Below are 26,458 nucleotides of genomic sequence, written 5' to 3' on the forward strand. Positions count from 1 at the left end.
TCTTCTTGGCTTACATGTCGCACCAATGTAGAAGGATTTTTGCAGTTAGAATAATTTTTATCGCTTAGGAGATGAAGAGCCTGAATTATGGGGTTGTTTGTATGTATCTCTTGGGGCTTCAGGGGGATAGCCGTATTTATCTGCATTTTGTTTCACAATTTGTAAATAACGTTCACCCCATTCACCTGGATCAAAGTTCGTTACTACCACGTTGTAAGCCAAGTTGATAATTGATTCAAAAGCCTTTCTTTGTGCCAGCAAATGTCCGCCAAAAGATACTTGTACTTCCGTTTCTGTGGTAATACCTTCGTTTTTCAAACGCTCAACCAAAAGGTAAATCATTTTTTCTATGGTCATATAGAGTTTATACATAGACATGCCCGCGCTAAGCATGTCTACACTTTTAGAAGTAGATAATTTTGATCCTGCATCATGGATAGGATATACAAATTCATATTCATCTGTATCTGGAATGAGTTCAGGCTTAATAATCGCTGGAGGTGAAATAATATCAATAAACGGAGACACGATATATAACTGAAAATCAGCCCAACGCCACCAAAGTTGATAAACTCGCTCAACCATAGCGACCGGATCATTTAAATCTGCCTCCATTTCTAATCGACGCTTATCTATATCGATACCAATTGTTGGAGTTTCAGGTGTATCAGTATTATCAACCATTTATTTGTCACATAAAAACAAGCTTATAAGTCTATATTAGCTCAAATTTCGCCAAGGGGCACGTAAGATAAAGTTGCCTAAGTAAAAAATCTGTAAAAATAATCATAAGCAAATCTTTTTCAAAATTAAAGATACTGATAATACTCAGGTTCATGGGTTCGACATTTAAAGCAGGTGTTTTTACATTGTACCTGTTCCTGACACTTACGGATGACACCCTTGTCGATCCATTGATGAAGCATCGGTTGTAATGCGGAGAAGTCTAAATGAAACTCTCTACTTAATTGTTGCGTACTTACTACACCTTCTCGACGAATATAATCACGTATTTGCAACAGCATTAGTTCTCCTCATACTTCGTTTTTTAAGAATGCCTAACACGATAATAAAAAACAAAACAAATAAAGATACAATAATCCAAGAACTATTTAGTTCTGAAGCTTGAATCCATTTGGCCACTTGATAAAATAAAACCGCAGTCATATAAGCAACAACAAAAGACCAAATTACTGAAACCCACATCAACTTTCTATTTGCTTCTTGTCTAATTACAGCCATAGTAGACACGCAAGGAATATAAAGAAGAACAAAAAGTAAATAAGCAAAGGCACCGATTTGGCCATCAAAGCGTTGTACCATAATTCCATATACAGATTGAGATACAGGGCTATCTGCAGCACTTGCTAATACAGGGTTTGCTAATGCAGAGCCTAATTGTGATAAATTCACAGGAATAGACCAAAAAGCTGCCTTAATACCCGCCCAAAGATCAAAATGTGCTGTAGCGATCTCACTTACATGACCGACTTGAGCATAGAGTGAATTTAGTGTGCCCACTACTACTTCTTTAGCCAACATACCCGTTAGCAATCCTACGGTTGCAGGCCAATTATCTTGATGAATGCCCATAGGTGTAAATAAAGGAGTAATCCATTGCCCCATTAAAGACAATAATGATTGTGTACTGGCCTCACCTGAATTAATTCCTCCATCAAGGGTAATAGCATTTAAACCACCCAAAAGAACACAAATAGGTAGAATTAATTTTCCTGCACGCAGTACAAAAAAACGCAACCGCATCAATGTTTCTTTAAATAAGCGTTTCAATGCGGGCTTATGATAAGCGGGAAGCTCCAAAATCAATGGAGATGCATGCCCTTTTAAAGTGGATTTTCGCAGTATGAACCCTGTTAACACAGCCATTAAGATACCGATAATGTATAAAGAAAAGACAATATTTTGACCGCCAGAGGGAAAAAATGCAGCAACAAATACCGCATAAATAGCCAAACGAGCACTGCATGACATAAAGGGGCTCATCATTACAGTTAATAACCGATCACGCTCTGAATCTAAGGTACGCGCAGCCATGATGGCTGGTACGTTGCAGCCAAAACCAACAATCATCGGTACAAAAGACTTACCAGGTAACCCCATAGCACGCATGGCTTTATCCACAACAAAAGCAGCTCTTGCCATATATCCTGATGTTTCCAGTAGCGATAGAAAGAAAAACATTGCGGCAATAACAGGGATAAAAGTAAGTGTTGTATTAATTCCTTTACCCAATCCATTAGCTAATAAAGCAATTAACCAATTCGGAGCATGAATTTGGTGTAACAGCCAAGCTGTACCCTGTACAAATAGCGTATCTGTACTCATGTCAAAAAAATCCTGAAATGCTCCACCAATATTGATTGCAAATAAGAACATTAAATACATCATGGCAAAAAATATAGGGAGCGCAAAAAAGCGATGCAATACAATCTTATCGATTTTCGCGGTAAAATGCTCGGTGGCGTCACTACGCTTTTTCTGAACCGAAATAACGATTTCATGTATTTTCTGATATCGAGCATCGGCCAATAAAATATCTAAATTAGGCTCTTCTTGATTCAATGAGGCTAAATCTTTGGGCAATGTCTGCCCCGAGATCAATACGTCCCCTTCAGCCATTCTACGCGCTTGGTAATAAGCAAGAGATTGACTATAACCTTCATTAACTAACTTATGTTCCAATGCCATTAATGCTTGTTGTATTGGTTTAGGTAAGGGAAGGGTCAAAGGCATGATAGCTTGTGGCAATTTCAGCAACGCTTGTTTGAGCAAAGGAATGCCGATCATTTTATGTGCTTGGATTGCAACTACGGGACAACCTAACCATTGAGATAAAGCAGTAGTATCGATGGTTATACCTCGTTGCTGAGCAATATCCGTCATGTTGAGTGCAAGGATTACTGGTTTACCCAATTCTAGAATTTGACTGGTTAAATATAAGTGTCGCTCAAGATGGCAGGCATCGATCACATTAATAATACAATCCGCTTGCATAGAAACAACTGACTGCGCAGCAATTCGCTCATCCTGACTTATTCCATCTGCATTAGCGACTAATGAATAAACGCCTGGTAAATCAGTTATGCTTATACATTGCTCCTCGAGCAAAAATTCACCGGTTTTCTTTTCAACGGTAACGCCCGGCCAATTTCCTATACGCTGATTATCCCCAGTTAATGCATTAAATAAGGTGGTCTTGCCACAATTAGGATTGCCAACGAGTAACACATGAGTCATACATACTCCAAAATCAATTGATTCGCCTCTTCTTTACGCAAAGTTAAAGCCGTTCCTCTAACTTCAATTTGTATTGGGCAACCTAAAGGAGCAATGCGAACAACTGAAAACTCGGTACCACAAGTTACACCTAAAGATAAGAGTCTACGTCGATACTGCATATCCGTTGTGCCAAAACTTGTTAATCGTACTTTATCACCTTGGATTAATTCTGTAATTTTTACCATGTGCGAACAAGCAAATAACGAAATACACTAATTTTAGCACAAATGGAATCGAGAATCATTCTCAGCTATGGAAAAAATGATACATTTTTGAATTTGAGATGTAAAAATGACATCCAGCAAAACAACAACAAATTTTTGAGAAGCTCTCTCTTCCGGAATACAATGAAAATCTACCCAGATCAATTTACCTGGCTAAACCTAATTTTTAACCTAAATTCGGCAGTTGAATTTAGGTTTAAGATTTTATGCTGAACAAATGTCCATCGGAATCACTTCCTTTTTCCCTAAAAAGCGCATCAACTTCTTTGGAGGGCTTTATGCTTAATCTATTAGCTCTTTGTAAAGACTCATTGCAACAAGATTGGAGTCTTAAAGCAGAATCTTTTTTTTCTCCAACATATTTATTAATTTTATCAAAATCTTTATCACTCAGAGTAATTACCTTATCTGGATTATCTTGAAACGCTGTTTCAAAATTTACTAAAATCTCAAGTGGCGTTTTTTTTCTGGGCAATTCTAGGGTATTTTCTTGGATTCTTTGAGCAACTTCCTCATTAATTAATTCAGTCATCATAGAGCGATAACTTCCATTCGTTACCTGATCTTCAACAGAGGGTGGCGAAGTCTTTTTTGACATCCAGCGAGCAAGTGCATGGAATGGTTTTGAAATGTGCTTGATACCTTGCTCTACTAAAGCAAAAGGAGCTAATGCAACTAAAGCGATAATGCTTGCCAGTGCAGCTACTGCTTTTAATGTAGCTGAGTGCGCATGGTTCCAAATCATGGAAACTCCGGAAATTATATGTCCTATTGTTTCTGATGGAGCAAGTACGATTTTTATTATAGCAGTGGGAAGCCTAGCAAGTGCCACAAGTATCAGTGCTGTACCAACACCAAATTTTTTCCCTCTAGAAGCCTCTTGATCCATAATAATACTTATTAAATTTCCCATGGCTTCTTGTAGAAAACTGATATTTGCTATTCGTGTTAGAAGGGTATTTTTTTTATTTTCAGCAATTATTGCACAAGCTGTTTGTACGTTACTAAGAACCTGCTGGGGCGTTCCGAAAAAACCCAAAGCCAGCCCACTTAATGCATGCTTTAACAGGGGATCATGATCAGCACCAGCTGTTAATATATCAGTAGTTATTTTCGAACAATTTTTAGTATGTAAATCAAATTTTGGCGCATTCGGATTTGTTACTTCACGCATTTTCTTGAGCATCGCTTCAGGAGATAGACCTCTTCTGTCATCAGTCAAAAAAGGTAAGGTCACTACATGATCTGGAGGTATACCCTTAGTAATATACTCACTATTGAACTCCTCATGCTCTAGAGTTTCTAATTCTTTTTTTAGCAGAGTTTCTTGTTCTTCAAGCGTTTTTATATGTTCTTCAACTTTTTTTAGAAAAAAAATTTTGAACTTTTGAACAGCTACTTTTCCTGGATTTTTCTCTAAATAATCTCTTATTAATGCATCACTTTTTAGCCCAATATTTTTACATATTAGCGTTAAACTACCTTCAACCTTAAATGTATTCATCGCGTTGATTTTTGATATTAATAAGTCTTTAACACCCAAATATTCATTGATTCGCTCTAATTGCAAACCAATATTAATTTTTTTTACTTGTGTATCAGATAAATCTCTTTGATGGACTATAACTGAAGGAGCGTAAGTCATTATTTGCGCCCCTAATTTTCCAGCGTGCATTCTCTCTTCTGGATGTAAATATTCTTTTGCGTTTTTACTGTAATTAAAACTTCTTCCTTTTCGCTCATCAACCATATCCTCATCTGTATCGGATAAAAAAAAATTTTCATCTTTACTTGGCCACCAACTAAATTCTATTTGAGCAAATTCAATGTTTGATACAATTTCTTTTGTTTTCTCAAACATTTCTTTATTGTATTTTGCTGAATGAGTACTATGTTGGATATGAGTAGTTGGTATTCTTTGTTTCGCGATTTTAAAGAAGTTCTCAATGGTCAAATTAGGTAAAATTGCATTGAATTGTTCATATGTTTGCTCATAACAATAGGTTGCAATCCATTTTTTGGTTTCTTCATTTATTGGGAGTGACATAACTATAGAGACATGTCCACAATTTCCGCCAAATAACTCCTGTTCTACAAAATTATCTATTCCGTTACTTGTTTTTTCTTTTGTTCCCCAGAACTGTATTTTTACATGATGTAACGAAGGATCATACTTAAACATGATATACTCGAATGCTAATTTGATTATTACCTAAACTCTAAAGTTTTAATCGCATCCTCATATTAGTCTAATTGGGCAATTTTAATCCAATTAAACATTTTGATTTCTCATATGAAATTTATAAATAATTGTTTTTTTTCAGATAGTTAAAAAAAATTATAACTTCTTAAGAATTAGATTTTAGATAAATGGAAACAAAACAAGAGGCTCTGTGGGAATTTCCTGGATCAAGTACGACTAAGCTATATCACGATTCAGAATCACCCGAAATTAACTCGTGCAATTCTCGTTTCGGATGGCGTGCCAAATAATCTACCGACTGCATTTCCAACAAACGACTCAAAGTTCGTTTAAAGGTTTCTTGCATTTCACCCTCAACATATAACTTCTCTGCTGTAACTTCAGCAGAAATAATAATATTAATACCACGATCATACATCACATCAATAAAGTGAATAAACATAATGGCTTGTAGTGTATGATTTACTGTTAAAATAGGCACATCACTTAGAAAAATAGTGTCAAATTTATCTGCTAACTCTAAATAATCTAATTGGCTACGCGGAAGATTGCACAAAATATCAAAAGCAAACCAAATTGATTTTACGCCACATTTTAGATAAGGAATTCCTCGATTTTGTATCGTAATCACACCATTATCTTGAAATTCATGGGTCAATAACATAAATTGCTTTTCCATAGCCTGGCTCGTTTGAGCATTCAATGGACAGAGATAGGCATCCAATAAGGGCGCACGGCCAACTCGATAATCTCTTTGTTCATTCAAATAAAGAACCTCACAATTTTCTTTAATAGCTGCAATAGCAGGTAAAAATCGTTTGCGATGAACACCGTCTCGATACAAATCGTCTGGAGGAATATTTGACGAAATTACTAAAATAACGCCACGAGCAACTAAAGCCTTAAGTAACTCAGCCAAAATCATGGCATAAGCAACATCATGAACCATAAATTCATCAAAGCAGAGTACACGAGTTTGCTTGGCAAGCTTTTTAGCAATCTGAAGTAGCGGATTTTTTTGTCCCTGTAACACCCTTAATTGTGCATCAACTTGTTGCATAAAATGGTGGAAATGAAACCGGGCTTTCTTTTTTTCCTCAAGAAACTCATAAAAGAGATCGACCAAATAAGTTTTTCCCACACCAACAGGGCCATAAAGATATATTCCTTTTATTCGAGTCTTAATCAAAGGATAAAGCCATGAAGAATTTGACGTTTTAACCTCATCAGCAAGCCGCTGAAAATGCTGCAACATGTCTCTTTGTACAGAGTCATCGTCAATTTCTCCACGAGAAATTGCTGCTTCATATTGGGTGATCAATGTCATTTTACAACTACCTGGGAAGTGATACAGTCAATCAGCTTTGTTTTAAGTTCTATCAATTTCCCATGAAAAAAATGGCTCGTATCGGCAAAACGAATGACTGGAATTTCAGGGTGCGACTGTGCTGCAAAATCAACAACTAAATCAGGAGGAACGACCTCATCTTCATCACCTTGGACAATGATCCAGGGGAAAGGTGCAGGATTAAATTCGCGGTAATTATAGTGATGTACCGGTGGAGCTACCGTAATTAATAAATTTGAATCGACTTGTGCCGCAGTCCGATAGACAACATAAGAACCAAACGAAAAACCCGCAAAAATTAATTTTTTTTCCGGCTGCTCTTTTTGCAATTCACGAACTAAAACAAGCATATCCTCACTTTCACCTTGACCTGCATCATAAACTCCTTCAGATTTCCCCACTCCTCTAAAATTAAAACGTAATGAAGGAATGCCTAATTCTTTAAAGACACGCGCCAGAGTAGTAACGACTTTATTGTTCATCGTACCGCCTTGCAGTGAATGAGGGTGTCCTAAAAAAGCAATAAACTCGGTATCGTTTTGTTCAGGAACAGTCAAAACTGCTTCCAACTTCCCCATGATACCTTGCAAAAATAGAGGATGCTCACCAGGGATGGCTAATTTTTCAGTGATTTGCATAGAAAACCTGTTCATATGAAGTATGTTATTAGTCACAACTACAAATGCTCGTCTTGTGAAGCAGGAATAATACCTCAGAATTATAAATGAACAAAATAGACCGCTTAAATAACGTGGGCTCGACATACAAAAATCACTTTATTTTATATCGAGCTGACATTAAATAACCAACAGATTTAACATCTACTTCTCAACGCACAGAATTTAAACTATGATACGCAATGCATTGACCCGTAGGGCAGTGACTTTAACTTTTTAATTTTTGGAGGACTTGATCCATGCGACAGGTACCTGAAGTGTATTTTGCTTTTCCTAATCATGCTTACTCCATTTTTCTAATTAAGGAGTAACACAAATGAAAGTTCATGATTTCAAACGTAAAAAAGAAGAACGACAAAAAATAGTCATGCTCACCTGTTATGATTATCCCTCTGCCTGTATTGTAGCTGAGTCTAATGTAGATTGTGTTCTTGTTGGTGATTCAGTAGCTATGGCAGTACATGGCCACGAAACAACCATTATGGCTACTATAGAGATGATGGTACTTCATACCCAAGCCGTAGCACGTGGCTTAAAACAGCAATTCTTAATCAGCGATCTCCCTTTTTTAAGTCATAAAACCTCATTGGCTCAAACGATAGAACATGTGAAAAGTCTCTTACGTGCAGGTGCACATGCTGTAAAAATCGAGGGGGCTGATGCAGATACCTGCCAAACTATTTCCTATTTAGTACATGCAGGTGTTCCTGTTATGGGTCATATTGGTTTAACACCTCAATCCATTCATCAACTAGGAGGCTATAAAGTACAGGGGAAAAACCCAGAACAAGCAGAAACACTGATTCAGCAGGCACTTCGTTTAGAAAAAGCGGGCTGTTTTGCACTTGTAATTGAGTGTGTGCCCAAACTGTTGGCTCAAACCATTACTCAATCATTGAGCATACCTACTATTGGAATTGGAGCAGGTTCAGATACTGATGGTCAAGTACTTGTTTGGCATGATATGTTAGGTTTACAAACTGATTTTAATCCCAAATTTGTCAAAAGATACATACAGGGCAAAGAAATTGTGTTGAATGCATTAAACGCCTATGCACAACAAGTACAGCAGGTTAGTTTTCCAGCATCTGAACATACATTTTGAGTGAGGAATAGCACCATGCAAATTTTTCATAACCTAGAAGAATGGATAGCCTTCCGTAAAACATTATCCACTGAATTAACCCTAGGTTTTGCACCTACTATGGGAAATTTGCATGCAGGACACGCATCTTTATTTCTAGCAAGCCAAAAAGAAAATCACCGCACTGTTTCCAGTTTATTTGTAAATCCAACGCAATTTAACCAAGCTGAAGATTTTAAATTGTATCCACGCACGTTGGAAACAGATTTGAAGATGATGGAAAATTCAGGTGTAGATTTTTGTATTCTTCCTGATGACAAAGCAATGTATCCCGACGAGTATAATTATCAAGTACATGAAAAACAACTAGGTCAATTAATGGAAGGCAAACATCGACCCGGACATTTTAATGGTGTATTAACCGTGGTCATGAAATTATTGAATCTGGTCAAACCTCATAGAGCCTATTTCGGGGAAAAGGATTATCAACAATATCAATTAATCCAAGGAATGGCTAAAGCGTTCTTTCTGGATGTAGAAATCAAAGTATGCCCAACCATACGTGAGTCCAGTGGCTTAGCATACAGTTCGCGCAATAATCGCCTCAGCAGCGAGCAAAAATCCATAGCGGAGGAATTTGCCCAATTATTTCAGCAAAACCATAAATCCTGCTCGCAAATCATTGAAGAATTAACGCAAAAAAACATTGTTGTCGAGTACATCGAAGAACATCTAGGTCGTCGATTTGCGGCAATCCGTATTGGTGATGTTCGCTTAATTGATAATTATTTAATATAGCGCTCGAGTTATTCAACAACGCATTTCTAAAAGATGAACTTAATTGACAATTAATTGAGTACAGGTTAGGTTTTATAAATATCTATTTTACACAAGAAATTCAAGTGAAAAAAAATTCTTTGTATTGTCGGTACCAGGCCAGAGGCGATTAAAACGGCCCCTATTATATTATCCCTTAAAACACAAACATGGGTTAATACAAGAGTAGTCGCTACAGCCCAACATCGTGAAATACTGGATCAAATGTTAGCGCTTTTTAATATCAAACCCGATGTTGATTTGGACATCATGAAGTATAATCAATCTCTTCCATACCTTGCCTCAAAAATACTCTATCAATTAGATAATTTTTTCTGAAGCGAACTCCCTGATGCAGTAATTGCTCAAGGAGATACGACAGCCACTTTTGTTTCAGCTCTAGCCGCATTTTATTTAGACATACCCTTTTATCATGCTGAAGCAGGTTTACGTTCTTGGGACATGAAACATCCTTTTCCTGAGGAAATGAACAGAGTTTTGACCGCGAGGCTTACACGCATTCATTTTGCTCCAAAATTAAACAATAAAAATAATTTATTAGCAGAAGGGATTTTTCCAGATTCCATTTTTATAACAGGTAATACTATTATTGATGCGCTGCGTTACATAGCTACGCAACCTGTAAATTATAATCTGGGGATTGATACGAGCAAACGTATAATTCTTGTAACATGTCATAGACGGGAAAGTTTTGGAAAACCCATGAAAGAGCTTTGTATCGCTCTTCGTAAATTAGCCAATGAATTTAAAGACATCCAAATTTTATTCCCCGTGCATCCTAATCCAAATGTCTCGCAAGTTGTATATCAAGAATTGAGTCAACTAAAACAAATACTTCTTGTACCTCCATTGGATTATAATATTTTTATCGCTATTCTGAAGCAATCTTATTTGATTTTGACTGATTCTGGCGGTGTACAAGAGAAGCCTCCGCGCTGGGTAAACCTGTTTTGGTGTTAAGAGAGGCAACGGAGCATACAGAAAGCGTAGATGCAGGGGTAGCAAAGCTAGTGCCGTTGAATTCAGAAGAAATATTTAAGGAAACTGCTGAGCTTCTTAAGTTTAAAGATAAATACAATTCAATGTCGAAAACAATCTTACCGTATGGGGATGGAACTGCTGCCATACAAATTGTAAATATTATCAAAGAAAAGATGTGAGAGAGTTAATCTCTTCGCCCATCCTTGAATGCAGAATTATCTATTAGATAAAATCAGTGATTAAAAGGTAAAAAATGCTTCTAAGAAAACTACATTATTGTAGTATTTTGAACGATATGGATTAGGTGTTGGGCTATTGACTGGAATATAATATCCCTGCAATGATTCATAGCGTACAACAATATTCCAGTGGTTAGACGGTTGAAAGGCAATCCCTGGACCTAGAGAGTACGTATTATTAAAAAATTCATGATTTGTATCAAGAATTAAATAATTAGCCAAATAAACATCTAATGAAGCGCTATGGAGCGTTACAGCACGAAAACCTGGCCTAAACCAGGATGTACCAATAACGTTATTATTATAACGTGAATAGTAAATTAAATCCCCATATAGAGTCGATCGCCATTTCCATGGAAACTCTAAGTGAAACGAAAAGTCAGGTTTTACACCCCAAGCATTATAATAAACTAGCCCTCCTCTTAGGTCTTTTCTCCATTTTGATCGATTTCGATAAACCAAGTCTTCTGCTTCACCAGCTTCAATAAAAGATAACAAGGGGATCGTTTTAAACGGATAAGCTCGAATACCAAAGCCATAAATGGCAACATTATCTTCAAAAATTTGTGAAATATAATTCTGAACTGTACCCGATCGGTTATCTTTTGTTCGTCTATAAGTCAAATAAACTGCTGTTTGATATGTTTGATTAACTACTTTCCCTGCATGAGCGATTATAGGTAAAACACCGAGATCAAACCGACTGAAGTAAAAAGGTGCAGTATAAAATTCAGCAAAATAGGGAGAAGGAAGAAATTTAGTTTGTATACCACCCATATTTGTCATCGCTATTTCAGCTTTATAACGTTGCTTAGGGTCTATTGTTTTTGATGCTAACTTAAAATATTGGAATGCCTGGATTTTTTTATTCAATTTATCATATAAATAACCAATGTTAAGTGCATATTCTGGCTTGCTTTCGATGAAATAAAGACGTTTCCACAAATTAATAGCAAGCTCATTTTTATTTTGAGCCGTAGCAAAATAAGCTGCTTCTTTTAACAAAAGCACATCATTAGGATACAAATTTAAAAGAGTATTTAACGCAATCCACGCTTTTTGAGGCTCTTTTTTCTTTTCTTCATAAAAACTCATTAACAATTTGTCCCGCCTACTTAATGGGGCTTGAACGAGTAGTCCTTGTTGAAACGATATGGATTCAGGGGACTTAAGATAAGCAAGGGCTTGCCTGGCCTGTGAATGAATATCACCTTCATCATGAGACAAAGCATACTCAAAATACTGTTCTGCCTTGATTTTATCGTCTAATTGTAAATATAAATACCCGATTTGTAATGCTAGCTTTGGTTGACTATCAAGAGAAAATGCCTTCAGAAAATATTGTAATGCCCGAACAGAATAGTTCTCTTTAAGTTCGAGATAACCTAATGTTTGATATGCTTCTTTATAATTAGGATTTCTTTTTATAATCAATAACAGATAGGACCGTGCTTCATTTGGTTGCAAATTGATTATTTCCATGGCTTTATTGAACAACGGAGTAAGATCTTCCTTATTGTTCCAATGGATAGGCTCAATTCTGGATATATAGTTTGTAATCTCTGTTGAATCTACACTTGGTACAAAATTTGACTGATATAAAGCGGATGCTTTTTTCTGCAGTGCCACTTGATCCGAAATCATAACTTGTTTTATCAATGGCTTCGCCAATTCTTTTTTGTCCATCATAATATATAACTGAGCAAGATCTAGGCAGATCTGTGGATCATTAGGAAAGCGTTGATGATTTTTTTCAAGATGCTCTAAAGCAGAATGAGTATCTCCCTGCTGAAGATACCACGTTGATAATTTATAAATTGCTGATAAATTATTTGGCTCTTGTAACAAAATTAAGTCGAGTGCTTCTTTTGCTTGCCAAGGTTTGTTTTCCTTATACTGATTGTAAAAGTTGAGTAGCGAGGGTATGTCACGTTGTACTGATTTGATTTTTTTAGAAATTATAATTCCAATAATGCTTAAAAAAATAATAAACAAAATAATGTATACTAATTTTTTATGACGCATGGATAATATTATTTTAATATACTAATATCATAAATTATCAAGGATTTATTAAAATTTCCATGAAGACATGCATACAAAAATTTTTAAAATCATAATATTATTGTTTTCAGTCACTTTGTCATGCGCTCAAACTGGTCAGGGAGACTCTAATTTCACTAATAGCCAAACTTATACGCTCTATCAGCTTTCAAAAATCAATACCGCTGTTATTAAAGGACAAAATCCATCCTATTCTTTTTACATTCCAATTCCAGCTCAATGGTCAATGAACTCACTTGATCTCAATTTTGTTATTCAGTTTTCCCCCATCCTGCTTTCCTCTTCAACGCTTACTGTAATGGTTGAAAATGTACCGCTAGATACAATCAAGCTGACAGCAGAAAAACAACAAGCTTTTTTCTGGAAAGTAACCGTTCCCAAAAAATTATTAGAGAAAAAAATCACAACTATTCGTGTTGTAGGTTATCTAAAAATTAGTGAGGATCCATGCCAGGATATGGAAAATGAGGGTAACTGGCTGACTATATCAGGAAATTCAACAGTCACTTATAATTTTAACCAAATAAATAAACCATTAGATTTAGCTCGGTTCCCTTATCCGTTTATACAAAAAGATTCGCCGATAAAAGATAAGATTTCATTTATTTTGCCAAACCCATTAAATGCTGAAACTATAGGTCCTTACCTTAAAACGGCAAATATTTTGTCAAAAAAAGCAAGTTGGCGAGGTGTATCTTTTGATTTTGCAGGCCAAGGAAAAGGAAATATTTTCCCTTCAACACCTTATAATGCAATATTAATTGCAATGCCTTCTGATTTTGACTTTAATCAAATTAAACTTGAAGTTCCTTTTGAACTTAAAAACAATATTTGGTACACCGATAATGGAACACCATTAGCAAATAATCGTGGCCTGATTTTTCTAGTGCCCTATCCGAAGCAACCAGAACAAGCATTATTGATTGTCACTGCTAATAGCCAAGAGGGTATCAATACAGCCTTAAATAGCTTGAGCAATAATGTGTTGAATTTTACTGCAAATACAGACTCCTATTATATTGCGGGAATTCCAGAAGATCCATTCGATAACAAATTGAGTAAACCCAGCCTTAGCTTCGCTGATATGGGGTATCTAGATAATGTAGTATATGGTGACGGACAACAAACAATCACCTATCAGTTTGATCTTCCCAAAGAATTTATTAACGAACCTGTCAAATTGGTTTTAACTTATAATCATAGCCCCTTTTTGGATCCGGATCATTCCTCATATTTGATGGTACGTTTAAATGATTTACCATTAGATGGAGTAAAATTATTGTCAGATGATGCAAAAAAATCGATTATCGAAATTGTACTGCCTTCGAAACAATTAAAACCAGGAAAAAACAAACTCGATGTCATATTTGATTTACGACTTCCTGATAAATATTGCTCACAAAACTACTTAAGTCTTGCTTGGGGTACAATTTATAATGACAGTTATTTGAGTTTTACCCCTAACAAAGCATTAGGTGATTTACGGATAAAATATTATCCATATCTTATGGATAACCAAGTTACTATCGGGTTACCCCAAAATGCTAAAACCTATGAAAATAAAAAATTGTTGTTGGAATTAATAAAATTTGCTACTTCCTTTAAAAATAGCTCGGAAATCTCCGTAGTGAAAAATACACAACTTGGAGACTCTTACATAGACGGTAACGTGGTTTATTTAGGAACAGGTAAAGAGAAATCTCCTTTTTTGCAAGAATTGAAAACAACGTTTACTGATATGACTGAACATTTAAACTTGACATCCAATAACACTTTAAAATCAATTGACAAAAACTTGTTTCTTAATGCATTTGATAAAAATCAAAATATAGGTTTTGTTGGTATTACCAAAGATACTGAGAACAGTATTCATTTAATTTTATTTGGTTATACACCCACTGAATTGGAGTTAGCACTTGCCTTAATGAATGATCAATACAAACGTGATAATCTTCATGGGAATATTGCCGTCTCTTTTCAAAATGGTTCCTATACTAGTCTTTCGAGCGAAGAAATTAATCAACAAATTGAAAAGGAACTCAAACTTAAAAAATCAGGCCAAATAACATTTTATATAGTTTTATTTGTTTTGGGAGGGCTAACTCTTCTTGGTCTGACATGGTTCATCCTTCGAGGTATCCGAAACAAATAAGCCGAGTCAGCGAAATTAACAAAAATCAAAGATTTTTAGTCCGAAAAAAAGTGGCCATCTTATCCTAAACATACAATTCAAATTGAACTTGATATGGTTTTAAATGATTTATAATTTCATTAATTAATTTTTCATTACTAGGATCTGGTATCGCGACAGTTATTTTTTTTTTATCTCGATCAAATTGAATAGGATAAATATTGTATCGTTTGAGCCAGTAGTAATTATAAAAAGAAATACCTGGCATATCCCGACGAATAAGTGGTTTTAAGTCACCCAATGTGTTCAAAGAGAGTTTATATTGTTGAGCAATTGTCTTCATAAGCTGATATTGATTAACATAGTTTTTTCTTCGTAAAATATCGCCAATTTGTTCCCCTGTCTTTTTCTGTTCTGCGACAACTAATTCCAGTTGGTGAAGAGTTATCAAGTTGCTTTGAACGAGCAAATCACCCAATCGCTGTTTATATGAAATAAGGATATGACTTCCAGGAAATTGATGTTCGGTTTTATCCCAAACAGGGCTTTTGCTGACTCTTTTTGGAGTGAAAAAAAACTGTCGATAAGCCCGAAGTAACGCATGTAAGTTGATGACATTTGCATACAAAATACGGGGAATAGACAAAAAAGCAGGAATCCATCCATAAATTCTACATGTGGCTATAAAGCGTTGAAATAAGCGTTCTAACATCAGAAACGTAACAAATAAAACTAAATACCAAACCCATGGATGCAGATTAAACTGTTCTTGTAAACTTGGAAATTGTGGATTATCATGGGTAACAAACCAATAAAGTACCCAAAAAATAAAAAGGGCGTAACCTAATATATTAACAAAATAAGTAAATGCCGATTTTCTATCATGCAATAGAGTGTAGCGTGTACTAATATTGCCTACCCATCCAGTCTGAGTCCACTCTTGCAAACTGATACCCATAATCCATCGAGCTTTTTGGCGTACAGCCTTCATATACTCCATAGGAAAAAGAGCTCGAGTTGCAATAAACTCATGCGTTTTGACTTTTACATATTTTCCCCAGAAGCCCCATTTTCGTTTCCAGCTAGTATGTAAAATACTTTGATACACAAAAATTTGAGACAATCCTTTAAGCCGGATTGTTAATGCTGTTTTATAATCTTCAGTCAAAGAGTATGTGGCGAAAGGTTGACCATCGTTTCCCTCTGCAAGAATCTTCAATGCATGAGATGAAAAGGCGGTGCCTACTCCTGCAGAAGGAACTAGACCTTTGATCGATTCTCTGACTACTATATCTTTGGTATGGTTTTCACAAAATTCATCGTTGTAGACCCAATGTGTGAACTTGAAATACCCTACCTCGAGAGGAAAGACAGGAATCTGAATCATATCTTTACGAGGAATTAAATAATTATAGAGTTTAAACGACAGTGGATGAATAATATCTTCTGAATCATGAAAAACGTATATATCAAAGTGCTTATCATTTGTTAGCTCATATTTTTTTATATATTTGTATATCTGATTAAGATTAGAAGCTTTATTGGTTGGCCCTGGATTCTCTCCGATGACACAATGTACGTGAAGGTTAATTTTTTCAATCTCTTGAACAATATTAACTGTATCAGGATCATTAGGATATACGCCTACAAAAATATCGTAGCACTGATAATCAATACTATTGCAATTATGGATCAACATAGTGGCAATGACACCTGCTTCGTGCCAACAGGGAAGCAACACTGCAATATTTTTTTCGGGGTTTGACTTTAACATTTCATAATTTAATTTAGGATATTTACGAGTACTCCAAAATCGCCATCCGTATCGGAGCCAGTAGTAGATGTCAATAAATAAATCATCAATGCCTGAAATAGCAAACAATATAGCCGCAATAATAAGGAATATCCAGGCAAAATAATATATTCCCAAAATCATCGTGATTGTCATCGAATATTAAATTTCCTTTTAATAGATAATATTATAGCAAAATAGGTGCTTTGAAGGTCAATCAGCCAACAGAATATCTCCGTTAGGGCATATCTTTCTATAAACCATTCAAACAGTGGTTTTCCAGAGGGCATTGGTCTGTGCATAAATCACTGTTCCTACTGATCCTTCTCTGATTTGTCGGACACCTTGTTAAGAGAATAAAATCTAAAGCAGAGGTGAATAATGAGTACTAATAAGTCAAAAAACAGTTAGTTAGAAAAAAATATAGTCCCCAGTTTAAAGATCCGGTACTTGAGCGAATAGCTAAAGATGATGTTCGTCAGGTTGTTAAAGATCTTGGTTTATCAGAAGCTTTATTATATTCCTGGAAAGCACAACAAAAAAAGAGGTGACTCCCTTGAAAATCAAAAACTACAACAGTTTATGAGCTACCCCAGATAAAACTTCATGTAACAGAATATCGTTTGGTCAAGGGGCAATGTTCATGCTGTGCCTTAAATCATGTAGCTCGTCTTCCGAAAGGAGTCACATGGAGTATTACCGGGCCTCATTTAACACGTTTTATGTCGCACATGGTTTCAAAATACAAACTATCACGTCGAGAGCTTGTCGAGTTTTTGAAAGAGCACTATGGATTTAATTTAAGTTTAGGCAGCGTGTTTAATAAACAAAAACTTGTCAATAAAGCATTAAATGAGCCAGTCAAGGAGCTCTTAGAGCAAATGAAACAAAGTATATGCGTCAATATGGATGAAACAAGCCACCGACGAAACGGTACAACTCAATGGCTTTGGGGCATGATGTCACCTAAGGCCGCATTTTTCTCTATTGAAAAATCACGAGGTAAAAAAGTGATTCATCGTCTTATGGCAGGATTTGAACATATTGTTACCTCAGACCGATAAATACTTAGAACAAGGTACTTATACTGACCCTAAACTGAAGATTGTTCGCTTTTGTAAAAATTTATTAGAGCACTTTTCAGCATTGTGGACTTTTCTTTTTATTCAGGGTGTTGAACCCACCAATAATCATGCAGAACGATGTCTAAGACCCGCGGTGATTTGGCGTAAAAAATCGTTTGGAACTCGTTCTGATTATGGTTCGGACTACGTAGCAAAAACAATGTCTTTCATTATGACCTGTAAGCTGCAAGCAAGAAACTCTTTTGAGTTCCTTAAAGAATCCATGACCGCTCTTTTTGAAAATAAGGACGCCCCTAAGTTAATAATTTTAAACTAGGGGGCTGAGCTATTACGCATTATCATTTTAATCGCCTGATTTTTTTCGGAATATTCTCAAAATAAGACCGATAATAATTAAGGCAAGAAACGTAGCTAGCACGTATAAAACCAAATGCGAAGTAATCTGGGTGACTTTTTTCATGGTTGCTTCAGATTCTGTTTGGCTTTGTATATCTTCTGGTGACAAACTCGTAAAGCTTCCATTTTCAAATGATACTGCAAGATTTCCTGAAAGCGATTCTCGTTTAAAACCATTATCCAAGAGTCGTACGGCAAGATTCAGATCTGCAGGGGAATAACCATAAAGGATCATCTGATGAGTATTTGGATCGGTTTCCTTTTCCCAAATTCTTGCAAAGCCTATTCCCTGACTTTCTAAAAATGCATTTTCAAAAACAGATTTATCTATATCAGTAAGCACCGGATCTTTGGTATTTTTCAAAGAAACTAGGAAGTTCTTGAACAGTTTTTTCAGATCCTCAATGAATAATGAATGGCTCTTTGCGGTTGTGAAAAGTAAAGTATTGTAAGAAGCGATCTTAGATTTTTCAAATTTGGAGTGATTTAGCAGTGCAAGAGAGGTATTATTTTTCAAATTGGATGAAAAATTTATTAAGTTATTGATCAATTTTTTATTGTTGTAGGCTTCTTCTTCAGAGGGCAGTGATACAAATACATTTCCCGTCATCAAAGAGGGCCAATCTTTGAGTTGAGGCCTATCTAATATATCTTCATCCTCACTGCTGAATTCTAAATTGCTGTTCTGATAAATAATTCCCCAAGCTTGAGCCAGATAATCTTTAGAGCACCATGAGCTGGCTAAAGACAAAACAAAGTTAATTGTTAAGTTATTTTTTCCTACCACTAAATTATTGGCCGGAAGTGGAAGTTTCAGAGTTTTAATGCCTTCCGAATCTGGAACCAACTCTACTCCACCAATAGGTACTCCATTTAAGTTAACACTCAGACTAGATAATTTTATTTTTTCAAGAAATGGACTATGACTATATACAAGATTTAATGAGTTATTTTTTCCAAAAAACTGGGTTGGAAGATTAAATTGGTAAGATAATGCATTTTGCCCTACTCCAAAAACCATATTATCTTTATAACCTAAATCCTGAAAAGTAATTGAAGATCGATTTTCGAGATTGTCAGGGAGATCTATTTTATTCTTAACCAAAAAAAATGATGGGTTGTTTACCATCTTTTGCATCAAACCAGAACGAAGTGTACGGATGGTGTTATTTAAGCCTTCTGTAGAATTTGAAGAAATAACTAATAGTGGTTGTTGTTGATATTGAGTTAACCAGATAAAACCACTATTTTCTGGCAACACAGTTCCATCTAAATTCACCCACTGTCGATTTTTTAATCGTAATAAACCAGGTTGACCAATAGCTGTAAAATCCACATTATCCGCTGTAGCAGCAAGCACAGCAGGATGTGAAAGTGTTTTTTGTCCTAGCTCGTTTACATGGATTAAATCAAAACTCACCCCACGCCAACTTGCTTTTTGGGCAAGGATATTTGCAAAATCAAAATAAGGAAAGAACGAAGTATCAGTTAAACGATTTGGCAATAATAGGGTAACTACATCTTTGTATGGAGCATCTAGGTGGATAAAAGGTTGGGGGAAATTGACTAGCGCTGGCGTCCAATCGGATTTCATATAATGATAGACAATATCTGAGTTTCCTGAAATTGCAACCCAGTTCCCTTTATTTTCAGTATCCTGACAGATTTTATCACCTATTTTAAACCATCCATTCAAATTAATTGTAGTTACTTTAGGCGAAATATATTCTTTAGGTATAGTTACATTCCAGTGAATCGGTTGCTGTTTATCTTTAGTGAGAAATATAGAGTCAATGGGAACATCACCAACACTCAGAGTTAAAGTTGATGTATTTTCAAGCAAAGGTGAGTGTTGAAATATTAAATTTAAATCGAGGTTATTAACCTGCCAATTTTTAGGAATAGGGATATAAAAATTAAAGGATGGTCTGTTTCCCTGCATCACTACGGTTTCAACTTTTATAAGCTTATTGAGTTTAAAGCTTCTTGTGTTGCTTGTAGCTACAGGAGAAGTTGGATTTTCAGCTGATATAGCCGTATTTAATGCTAATAGCCATGAAAGCAAAAAAAAGCTAATTGTATATAAAATCGTCTTAGAACCAATCAATCTGAAAAAATGATGAGCATTACTATCCCTATTTCGTTTTCGCATATTTCTAATGTTCATTGTTATTTCCTATAATTTGATACTGTATCAGAAGATCTTCTGCTTTTGAATCTCATCACAATTTGTAACTCTATAAATTTAAATTAATTATATTGTATCTGTGTTAATATAAGAGCAAAAGCCTAGCTCGCAGAGGGGCTACTCTATGACGGATCTCATTTCGAAATTGTTTATCTGGTATATCTTCCAGGCCAATAGAAACTATTCCTTCATCAATACTGATTAGCAAACAATGGTGGTCAAGTAACCAATAATAGTTTTCTGTAGGGATCTCTGCTAATTGGTTCTGATGCAGTACTGGCAAATTCTTCTTTCTCACAAGTTGCATGTTGTATTGCAAGGCAAGAACTGACAAAAGTGTTTCTTCATCAATATCTTTATTTTTAATAAGAATTTTCCCAATTTTTTCACCTGTTTCTTTCTGTTGCTTTAACGCATGAACTAAGCGTTCAGTTTTTATTTGATGTTTTTCTATCAATAAATCTCCCACATGAAGCTCATACTGAGCGAGTAAATCTGGTCCCGGGAAAAAATTATCTGTTTTATCCCATTTGGGTACGACTTTAGGTTTGTGCTTAATAAAAAACTGACTATAAGCTCTTATAAGAACATGCGCATAAAGAATATTGGAATAAATGGTACGAAATGGGCAAGTTAGCGCTGGTAACAATCCATAAACTCGATAAACTCCAATTACGCGCTGCAAAATTCGGTCAATCATAAAAAAAGTATCTGCCACAATCAAATACCATACCCATGGATTCAAATGCAACATCATTTCCAGCGTCAAATAACCGGGAACAAAAAGGGAGTAAATATAGAAAATAAACCAGAAAATAAATAATACATATCCACACATGTTAATAATATGTGAAATGGCTGCTTTTCTATCATGAAATAGAGTGTATTTTATCGCAAAACTTCCAGGCCATCCTGAATAATACCATTCCTGAAAAGCAATACCGATAGTCCAGCGTGTTCGCTGACGCACAGAAGCAGAATATTCCATGACGCGTAATGAGCGAGTAGCAACCAACATTTTTTTTGTGCGATAGACCGTTTTTCCCCAAAAAAGCAACGAAGGTTTCGAAACAATACGTTTGACCCAAAAAGTCATAAAGATAGTGTTTAACCGGTGCACTTTTAATTTAAGTGCACAACTATAATCTTCTGTTAAACTGAACAAGGAAAAGGGTTCACCATTATTATGAAGTGCGAGTGTTTCTAAAGCCTTACGTGAAAAACCGGTTCCTACACCTGCCGATGGAATAAATCCATGAAGTAACTCCCTAACCACAAGGTCTTTGGTATGGATTTCTGCAAACTCATCATTATATGTCCAATGAGTTATGTATTTCATCGAAATAGGCAAAGGAACAACAGGAAGCTGGACCATATCTTTACGAGGTATAACATAGTTGTATAATTTGAAAGATAAAGGATCTATGACATCTTCTGTGTCATGCATTACAAAAATTTCATATTTTATATTTAATTCTTGTTCACGATTTTGGATATATTTATACATGGAATTTAAATTTTTTGCTTTAGTCGTAGGCCCTGGCAAAGGTGAAAAAACACAAAAAATGTTGGGAAATATGTCCTGAACTTCTCTAATTACTGCGACTGTATCTGGATCGTTGGAATATACACCTATAAATATATCGTAGTTTTCATATTTGATTTTATCAAGGTTGTACCTCAGCATATTGGCAATCGCAGGTTCGTGCCAACAAGCAATCATAAGCGCAATTCTTTGTTCAGGAACTTCAAACAACTGTTTTAAATTCAATGGCGTATATTTTTTCATTTTTAATCTACGCCAGGGAAAATAAATCCAGTATACTAAATCAATAAAAAAATCATCTAATCCCGAGATGAAAAAGAAAACAGCCGCAAACATGAGAAAATACCACATCCAGAAAAAAAGAAAATCCATTCTTCCCCCGTCATCGCGCTATTTAACTATTTAATAAAAGTTTGGATTGATTCCTTTAATATTACAAGGTAGTGCCTCTATTTTTAACAAATCTAGCATATCGCCAATTGTATATGGATCCCGAAATTTGTAATAGTGAGCGGAAAAACCGTTACATTTCTCCAAATTTCTCGACACAAACAAATCGCATGCCCACATCAATGATTTTTTAAACGGCCATGTATAGATCTACCTTATATCCTATCAGGATTTCTTCTTATTCACTATTTTTTCGCTTCAATGTACCTGCCATAACAAGTAATTAATTTATCTTCAAAGCTAAAATCGATAATACATTTCAAACATAGCTACATTGGAAGCATAGCTTGATCCATAGGGGTTTATTTCGGGACCATTTACTTTTATATATTGACCAAATCTTCTTTCAAGGCGAAATGCAACCGGCCAAGTATTATTAGGAACGATCGCGATCCCTGGTCCATATTCAACTAGGTTATTGTAAAAATATTTATTCGTATCAACGATAAGAAATCCTCTAGCATACGCGATGAGACTCATATTGCGATATTGCATGACTCGATATCCTTTTCGAATACGACCGTAGGTAATCCAATCATTTTGGTATCTGGAAAACCAGGAAGAATCCCCATAAAAATCATCTGCTTGGGAAAAAGGAAACACTATGCGCTCAGCATAACTAGGTAGCGGCCCCCAGTAATACCATGATAAGACACCACCGCGCCTATCATCTCGCCAACGATCCCTGTTCCTATATATAAGATCGTAGGCCATTCCTGCTTCAAAATAAAATATAAGGGGAATTTTTGTATTAGTGTAATATCGAATTCCAGCACCGTTCAAAATATAATTGTCATCATAAATACTAGGTAGCTGTCCATTACCCCCACTTTGTGAGCGACTATCTTTATTTATGTAATTATTATAATAGACCTCAATTTGATTTCGTTTACCAAAGCTTCGTCCAACACGTAAGTGTTCAGGAATTACAAACAGAGAAAATCGGCTATATTCAAAAGGCGCAGACCAAATATCGGCAAACCAAGGCGGATTGAAAAACTGGAACCGTTGACTGCCTAAATTAATCATAGCCTTATAGCTTTTATCTCTGATATCAGAGTCATGAGAGGGAAACGCTTTTTTGAACCATAAAAAGGCATCTCGCTTTTTTCCTAAGTCATCAAATAAATAACCAATTTGTAATGCTAGATCATAGCTTTCAGGTTGCAATTCCCAAGCCTTGATAAGATAGCTTACAGCCTGTGCATTATTTTTTTCGCGAATCATTAAAAAACCCATTTCCCGGAGGGCACGATAATCATTAGGATAGTGTTTTAGAACCTGTTCCAGTATTTTTTGGGCTTGTTGTGGATGTTCTTTTTGTAGCGCATAATAATTATTCATTAAGTGGTCATAAAGGGATAATGGAGCTTTTGCATTTTCATTTCCTACCGTTAACATTCGTAAGCCAGTGCGTGCTTTATTGATAACGGCTGGGTTGGAGGATTTTAATGCTAAACTAAAAAACTCTTGCGCTTTTTTATTTTCTTTTAATAAAGAATATACGTAAGCTCCTTGCAAGGTAATATCCCAATTATGACTATCGATCTGGTGGGCTTTGAGAATGTAAGGGAGTGCTTTTTCTGGTTGGTGCTCCTTAAGAAAAAAATAACCCATTTCCATCTGTAAAGTTGCATTTTCAGGCTGCTTCTTAATAATTTCTGATAGAATCTTTACTGCTTCTTTTGTTCTTCGTTCCCTCAAAATGTAATAGATGTCTTCGGGCGTTAACTTATCGGGTAATTGTGTTGAAACAATACCTTTTTCCAGCATATCCAATAAGTTTTTAGCCTGATTTTTAATCTTATCATCTGAGGACTTAGCGCCTTGCGAGAGCCAATATTCAGCTTGAGGGAGATTTCCGGAACGTAACCAAGCCTCTCCAAGAAGGCTCAAAAGCTCGTCATCATGCTTAATGGACCACGCTTTGGAAAAAAGAACAATGGCATCTTTATAATCATTTTCCCGCAATTTTTGGATCCCTTTTTCTCGAATCATTAATACATTGTTTGGATACAACGAAAGAATATGGTCAAGAAATATTTTTGCCTGTTTAGGATTAAACTTTAATAGCACATGGTAAGTGTGAGCTTGAGTCTGATCCGTGGTAACGGGAATATTACTATTGATGCCCATATTTCTTACTACTGTTTTCGCGGCAGTAGAGATTATTGCTAATCGTTTTTCAAGAGGCGTTCTAGATTTTTTTTTGGCGTAGCGATCTAAAATATCCTGAGCTTTAATACCGTTTATTCCTTTATTGGTTGCAGCAACCTCACGAAAATATTTAAGTGCCTCTTCATATTGATGGAGTGAGTTTAGCGTATAGCCTATTTGCATTGTATAATCAGAATTTTCGGGATTAATCCGATGTGCAGCTTTTAAATAAACTAGAGCCTCTTGGTAATTTTCTTCCTGCAACAACAAATACCCAAGTTCAGATTGTATCAGCTCGTTGTCTGGAAACTTTTGCGCTGCTTGCAACAAAATCATCCTTGCCGATGAAGGATCTTTTAGCCTTAATGAATAATAATCGGTAAGAAGGGTATTAGCATTTGATTCATTAGTAGATGATGCATGCAAATATCCAATATGCAATATAAATACAAAAGGCCCCACAAAGAGCAGCAATATAATAGCATTTCGTAAAAAAACCAACCATGAAATAAAAAACTTCATCAATATTGAGAATCCATTTTAGCTTTAATATTTACTATAATTACATTCGATAGTTGTTTACAATAATTTTTTGTATTTATGTTTACGTCAAGGTAATTATAATGAGAAAAAAAAATATTGTCTGTATTTGTGGAACACGACCTGAAGTTATTAAGTTTGTTTCTATTGTAAGAGCGCTGGAAAAAACTGATTGGGCTAATGTTATTTTAGTCTCTACAGGCCAACATCGTGAAATGCTAGATCAGAAATTAGGCTATTTTGATTTAAAACCAAAACGCGACTTGAATCTGATGCAACCTAATCAGCAACTCGCCCAATTGACCGCGCGATTAATCGCTGCAATTGATGAAGCCCTAAAAAAAGAAGCTGTTGATTTAATTCTGGTACAGGGAGATACAAGCACGACTTTAGCCGCAGCTATGGTTGCTTTTTTCAACAAAATTCCATTAGGTTATATTGAATCGGGATTACGCTCTGGAGACATTCTTCATCCATTTCCTGAAGAAATGAATCGTATTCTTATATGTCGTCTTGCCACACTTAATTTCGCTGCCACCGAAAAAGCGAAACAAAATCTTTTAGCAGAGGGAATTCATGCTGATTCTATCTATGTTACAGGAAATACGAGTATTGACATCCTATTAGAAGAGGCCAAAAAGCCAATTACTCTAAAGATCCCAATAGATTCGGGCAAAAAATTGATTTTTGTTACGACTCATCGACGAGAAAACTTTGGAGAGCCCCTAGTACATATTTGCCAAGGAATACGTAAGTTTGTTGACCTAAATAATACAGTTCAGGTAGTTATCCCAGTTCACAAGAACCCGAATGTTTATGAAGTGATACACAGAATTTTAGGCAATCATCCACAGATACTGCTCACAGATCCTCTTGACTATGATCAGCAGGTTGCTTTGATGAAAGCCAGTTACTTTATTATGACTGATTCAGGTGGTATTCAAGAAGAAGCTCCAACATTTGGTAAGCCTCTTTTGGTATTACGGGAAAATACTGATAGGCCGGAGGGTATTGAGGAAGGTGTCGCTCAAATCATTGGTACGTCAACAGATTCTGTTTTTAATGCGGCATGCACGTTGTTGCAAAACCGCGCATTATGGGAAAAAATGGCTCGAAAAACAATGCCTTATGGTGATGGCCATGCCGCTGAAAGAATTATCGAAATTATTAGAAACTGGTTTACCATATCTCACTAATTCACCTATTTTATGAAGAA

19 protein-coding genes and 2 pseudogenes are annotated in these 26,458 nt (G+C 35.7%); 9 read left to right on the top strand and 12 right to left on the bottom strand.

The annotated features are described in order from the left end of the window. Positions 1 to 57 precede the first annotated feature (57 nt). The 7 genes from Lgra_RS03240 to Lgra_RS03270 form a co-directional block, all read right to left on the bottom strand. The gene (locus Lgra_RS03240) at positions 58 to 684 is read right to left on the bottom strand and encodes a hypothetical protein (RefSeq protein ID WP_058497851.1); all 627 of its coding nucleotides are present in this window, start codon (positions 682 to 684) and stop codon (positions 58 to 60) included. Positions 685 to 809: 125 nt separating this feature from the next. Next, positions 810 to 1,025: a FeoC-like transcriptional regulator gene (locus Lgra_RS03245; RefSeq protein ID WP_058497852.1), complete on the bottom strand. Its 216-nt coding sequence runs from the start codon at positions 1,023 to 1,025 to the stop codon at positions 810 to 812. Next, positions 1,006 to 3,258, bottom strand: a complete 2,253-nt coding sequence (feoB, locus tag Lgra_RS03250; protein ID WP_058497853.1) for a Fe(2+) transporter permease subunit FeoB — start codon at positions 3,256 to 3,258, stop codon at positions 1,006 to 1,008. Before feoB ends, Lgra_RS03245 begins: the two co-directional genes overlap by 20 nt. Next, complete coding sequence (locus Lgra_RS03255; protein ID WP_058497854.1) at positions 3,255 to 3,485, bottom strand: FeoA family protein; 231 nt, start codon at positions 3,483 to 3,485, stop codon at positions 3,255 to 3,257. The genes feoB and Lgra_RS03255 overlap by 4 nt, the downstream gene beginning before the upstream one ends. Positions 3,486 to 3,720: 235 nt before the next feature. Beyond that, positions 3,721 to 5,706: a hypothetical protein gene (locus Lgra_RS03260; protein WP_058497855.1), complete on the bottom strand. Its 1,986-nt coding sequence runs from the start codon at positions 5,704 to 5,706 to the stop codon at positions 3,721 to 3,723. A 247-nt stretch (positions 5,707 to 5,953) separates the two neighbouring features. Next, entirely contained in the window at positions 5,954 to 7,054 is a 1,101-nt protein-coding gene (gene zapE / locus Lgra_RS03265; protein WP_058497856.1) for a cell division protein ZapE, read from the bottom strand. Further along, positions 7,051 to 7,713, bottom strand: a complete 663-nt coding sequence (locus Lgra_RS03270; RefSeq protein ID WP_058497857.1) for an alpha/beta hydrolase — start codon at positions 7,711 to 7,713, stop codon at positions 7,051 to 7,053. The genes zapE and Lgra_RS03270 overlap by 4 nt, the downstream gene beginning before the upstream one ends. Positions 7,714 to 8,068: 355 nt before the next feature. Here Lgra_RS03270 and panB point away from each other — a divergent pair, with 355 nt between their 5' ends. From panB to Lgra_RS18450, 4 genes and pseudogenes are all read left to right on the top strand, one after another. Further along, positions 8,069 to 8,857, top strand: coding sequence for a 3-methyl-2-oxobutanoate hydroxymethyltransferase (panB, locus tag Lgra_RS03275; protein WP_058497858.1), 789 nt, complete (start codon positions 8,069 to 8,071; stop codon positions 8,855 to 8,857). Between the two features lie 15 nt (positions 8,858 to 8,872). Beyond that, positions 8,873 to 9,634 (top strand): pantoate--beta-alanine ligase, encoded by a 762-nt coding sequence (gene panC, locus Lgra_RS03280; protein WP_058497859.1) that lies wholly within the window; start codon positions 8,873 to 8,875, stop codon positions 9,632 to 9,634. Positions 9,635 to 10,006: 372 nt separating this feature from the next. Continuing rightward, positions 10,007 to 10,633, top strand: a pseudogene (gene wecB / locus Lgra_RS18100) (non-hydrolyzing UDP-N-acetylglucosamine 2-epimerase); the annotation flags it as partial. Then, positions 10,627 to 10,833, top strand: a complete 207-nt coding sequence (locus tag Lgra_RS18450) for a UDP-N-acetylglucosamine 2-epimerase (protein ID WP_202967161.1) — start codon at positions 10,627 to 10,629, stop codon at positions 10,831 to 10,833. The pseudogene wecB (Lgra_RS18100) and the gene Lgra_RS18450, both read left to right, overlap by 7 nt. A gap of 60 nt (positions 10,834 to 10,893) precedes the next feature. Here Lgra_RS18450 and Lgra_RS03290 read toward each other — a convergent pair whose 3' ends face one another. Further along, entirely contained in the window at positions 10,894 to 12,918 is a 2,025-nt protein-coding gene (locus Lgra_RS03290; RefSeq protein WP_058497860.1) for a tetratricopeptide repeat protein, read from the bottom strand. Positions 12,919 to 12,985: 67 nt separating this feature from the next. Between Lgra_RS03290 and Lgra_RS03295 the strand changes: the two genes are divergently transcribed. Continuing rightward, positions 12,986 to 15,109, top strand: a complete 2,124-nt coding sequence (locus tag Lgra_RS03295) for a cellulose biosynthesis cyclic di-GMP-binding regulatory protein BcsB (RefSeq protein ID WP_058497861.1) — start codon at positions 12,986 to 12,988, stop codon at positions 15,107 to 15,109. 64 nt (positions 15,110 to 15,173) lie between these two features. On the opposite strand, the gene Lgra_RS03300 is transcribed toward Lgra_RS03295, so the two are convergent. Then, complete coding sequence (locus Lgra_RS03300; RefSeq protein WP_058497862.1) at positions 15,174 to 17,036, bottom strand: glycosyl transferase family protein; 1,863 nt, start codon at positions 17,034 to 17,036, stop codon at positions 15,174 to 15,176. 269 nt (positions 17,037 to 17,305) lie between these two features. On the opposite strand from Lgra_RS03300, the pseudogene Lgra_RS18580 reads away from it, so the two are divergent. The 3 genes and pseudogenes from Lgra_RS18580 to Lgra_RS03310 all read left to right on the top strand — a co-directional run. After that, positions 17,306 to 17,431 (top strand): annotated as a pseudogene (locus Lgra_RS18580) (hypothetical protein); the annotation flags it as partial. Between the two features lie 72 nt (positions 17,432 to 17,503). Then, the gene (locus Lgra_RS03305; RefSeq protein ID WP_131743527.1) at positions 17,504 to 17,944 is read left to right on the top strand and encodes an IS66 family transposase; all 441 of its coding nucleotides are present in this window, start codon (positions 17,504 to 17,506) and stop codon (positions 17,942 to 17,944) included. After that, positions 17,925 to 18,281 (top strand): IS66 family transposase, encoded by a 357-nt coding sequence (locus Lgra_RS03310; RefSeq protein ID WP_058497864.1) that lies wholly within the window; start codon positions 17,925 to 17,927, stop codon positions 18,279 to 18,281. The genes Lgra_RS03305 and Lgra_RS03310 overlap by 20 nt, the downstream gene beginning before the upstream one ends. A 27-nt stretch (positions 18,282 to 18,308) precedes the next feature. Here Lgra_RS03310 and Lgra_RS03315 read toward each other — a convergent pair whose 3' ends face one another. The 3 genes from Lgra_RS03315 to Lgra_RS03325 form a co-directional block, all read right to left on the bottom strand. Further along, positions 18,309 to 20,528: a cellulose biosynthesis cyclic di-GMP-binding regulatory protein BcsB gene (locus Lgra_RS03315; RefSeq protein WP_058497865.1), complete on the bottom strand. Its 2,220-nt coding sequence runs from the start codon at positions 20,526 to 20,528 to the stop codon at positions 18,309 to 18,311. Positions 20,529 to 20,631: 103 nt separating this feature from the next. After that, a complete protein-coding gene (locus Lgra_RS03320; protein WP_058497866.1) occupies positions 20,632 to 22,467 on the bottom strand; it encodes a glycosyltransferase in 1,836 nt (611 codons plus the stop codon). A gap of 318 nt (positions 22,468 to 22,785) precedes the next feature. Beyond that, positions 22,786 to 25,224, bottom strand: coding sequence for a tetratricopeptide repeat protein (locus Lgra_RS03325; RefSeq protein WP_058497867.1), 2,439 nt, complete (start codon positions 25,222 to 25,224; stop codon positions 22,786 to 22,788). A 101-nt stretch (positions 25,225 to 25,325) separates the two neighbouring features. On the opposite strand from Lgra_RS03325, the gene wecB (Lgra_RS03330) reads away from it, so the two are divergent. Continuing rightward, the gene (gene wecB, locus Lgra_RS03330) at positions 25,326 to 26,438 is read left to right on the top strand and encodes a non-hydrolyzing UDP-N-acetylglucosamine 2-epimerase (RefSeq protein ID WP_058497868.1); all 1,113 of its coding nucleotides are present in this window, start codon (positions 25,326 to 25,328) and stop codon (positions 26,436 to 26,438) included. Positions 26,439 to 26,458 lie beyond the last annotated feature (20 nt).

The sequence above is a fragment of the Legionella gratiana genome, from assembly GCF_001467695.1.
In the GTDB taxonomy this organism is placed as follows: Bacteria; Pseudomonadota; Gammaproteobacteria; order Legionellales; family Legionellaceae; genus Legionella; species Legionella gratiana.

Excerpts from the sequence above, each read along its gene's own strand:
- Lgra_RS03315 (WP_058497865.1), bottom strand. The coding sequence starts at position 20,528 with ATGAACATTAGAAATATGCGAAAACGAAATAGGGATAGTAATGCTCAT.
- Lgra_RS03300 (WP_058497862.1), bottom strand. The coding sequence starts at position 17,036 with ATGACAATCACGATGATTTTGGGAATATATTATTTTGCCTGGATATTC.
- zapE (WP_058497856.1), bottom strand. The coding sequence starts at position 7,054 with ATGACATTGATCACCCAATATGAAGCAGCAATTTCTCGTGGAGAAATT.
- Lgra_RS03240 (WP_058497851.1), bottom strand. The coding sequence starts at position 684 with ATGGTTGATAATACTGATACACCTGAAACTCCAACAATTGGTATCGAT.
- Lgra_RS03270 (WP_058497857.1), bottom strand. The coding sequence starts at position 7,713 with ATGCAAATCACTGAAAAATTAGCCATCCCTGGTGAGCATCCTCTATTT.
- Lgra_RS03260 (WP_058497855.1), bottom strand. The coding sequence starts at position 5,706 with ATGTTTAAGTATGATCCTTCGTTACATCATGTAAAAATACAGTTCTGG.
- Lgra_RS03245 (WP_058497852.1), bottom strand. The coding sequence starts at position 1,025 with ATGCTGTTGCAAATACGTGATTATATTCGTCGAGAAGGTGTAGTAAGT.
- Lgra_RS03295 (WP_058497861.1), top strand. The coding sequence starts at position 12,986 with ATGCATACAAAAATTTTTAAAATCATAATATTATTGTTTTCAGTCACT.
- panB (WP_058497858.1), top strand. The coding sequence starts at position 8,069 with ATGAAAGTTCATGATTTCAAACGTAAAAAAGAAGAACGACAAAAAATA.
- Lgra_RS03255 (WP_058497854.1), bottom strand. The coding sequence starts at position 3,485 with ATGGTAAAAATTACAGAATTAATCCAAGGTGATAAAGTACGATTAACA.
- Lgra_RS03325 (WP_058497867.1), bottom strand. The coding sequence starts at position 25,224 with ATGAAGTTTTTTATTTCATGGTTGGTTTTTTTACGAAATGCTATTATA.
- feoB (WP_058497853.1), bottom strand. The coding sequence starts at position 3,258 with ATGACTCATGTGTTACTCGTTGGCAATCCTAATTGTGGCAAGACCACC.
- Lgra_RS03320 (WP_058497866.1), bottom strand. The coding sequence starts at position 22,467 with ATGGATTTTCTTTTTTTCTGGATGTGGTATTTTCTCATGTTTGCGGCT.
- panC (WP_058497859.1), top strand. The coding sequence starts at position 8,873 with ATGCAAATTTTTCATAACCTAGAAGAATGGATAGCCTTCCGTAAAACA.
- wecB (WP_058497868.1), top strand. The coding sequence starts at position 25,326 with ATGAGAAAAAAAAATATTGTCTGTATTTGTGGAACACGACCTGAAGTT.
- Lgra_RS03290 (WP_058497860.1), bottom strand. The coding sequence starts at position 12,918 with ATGCGTCATAAAAAATTAGTATACATTATTTTGTTTATTATTTTTTTA.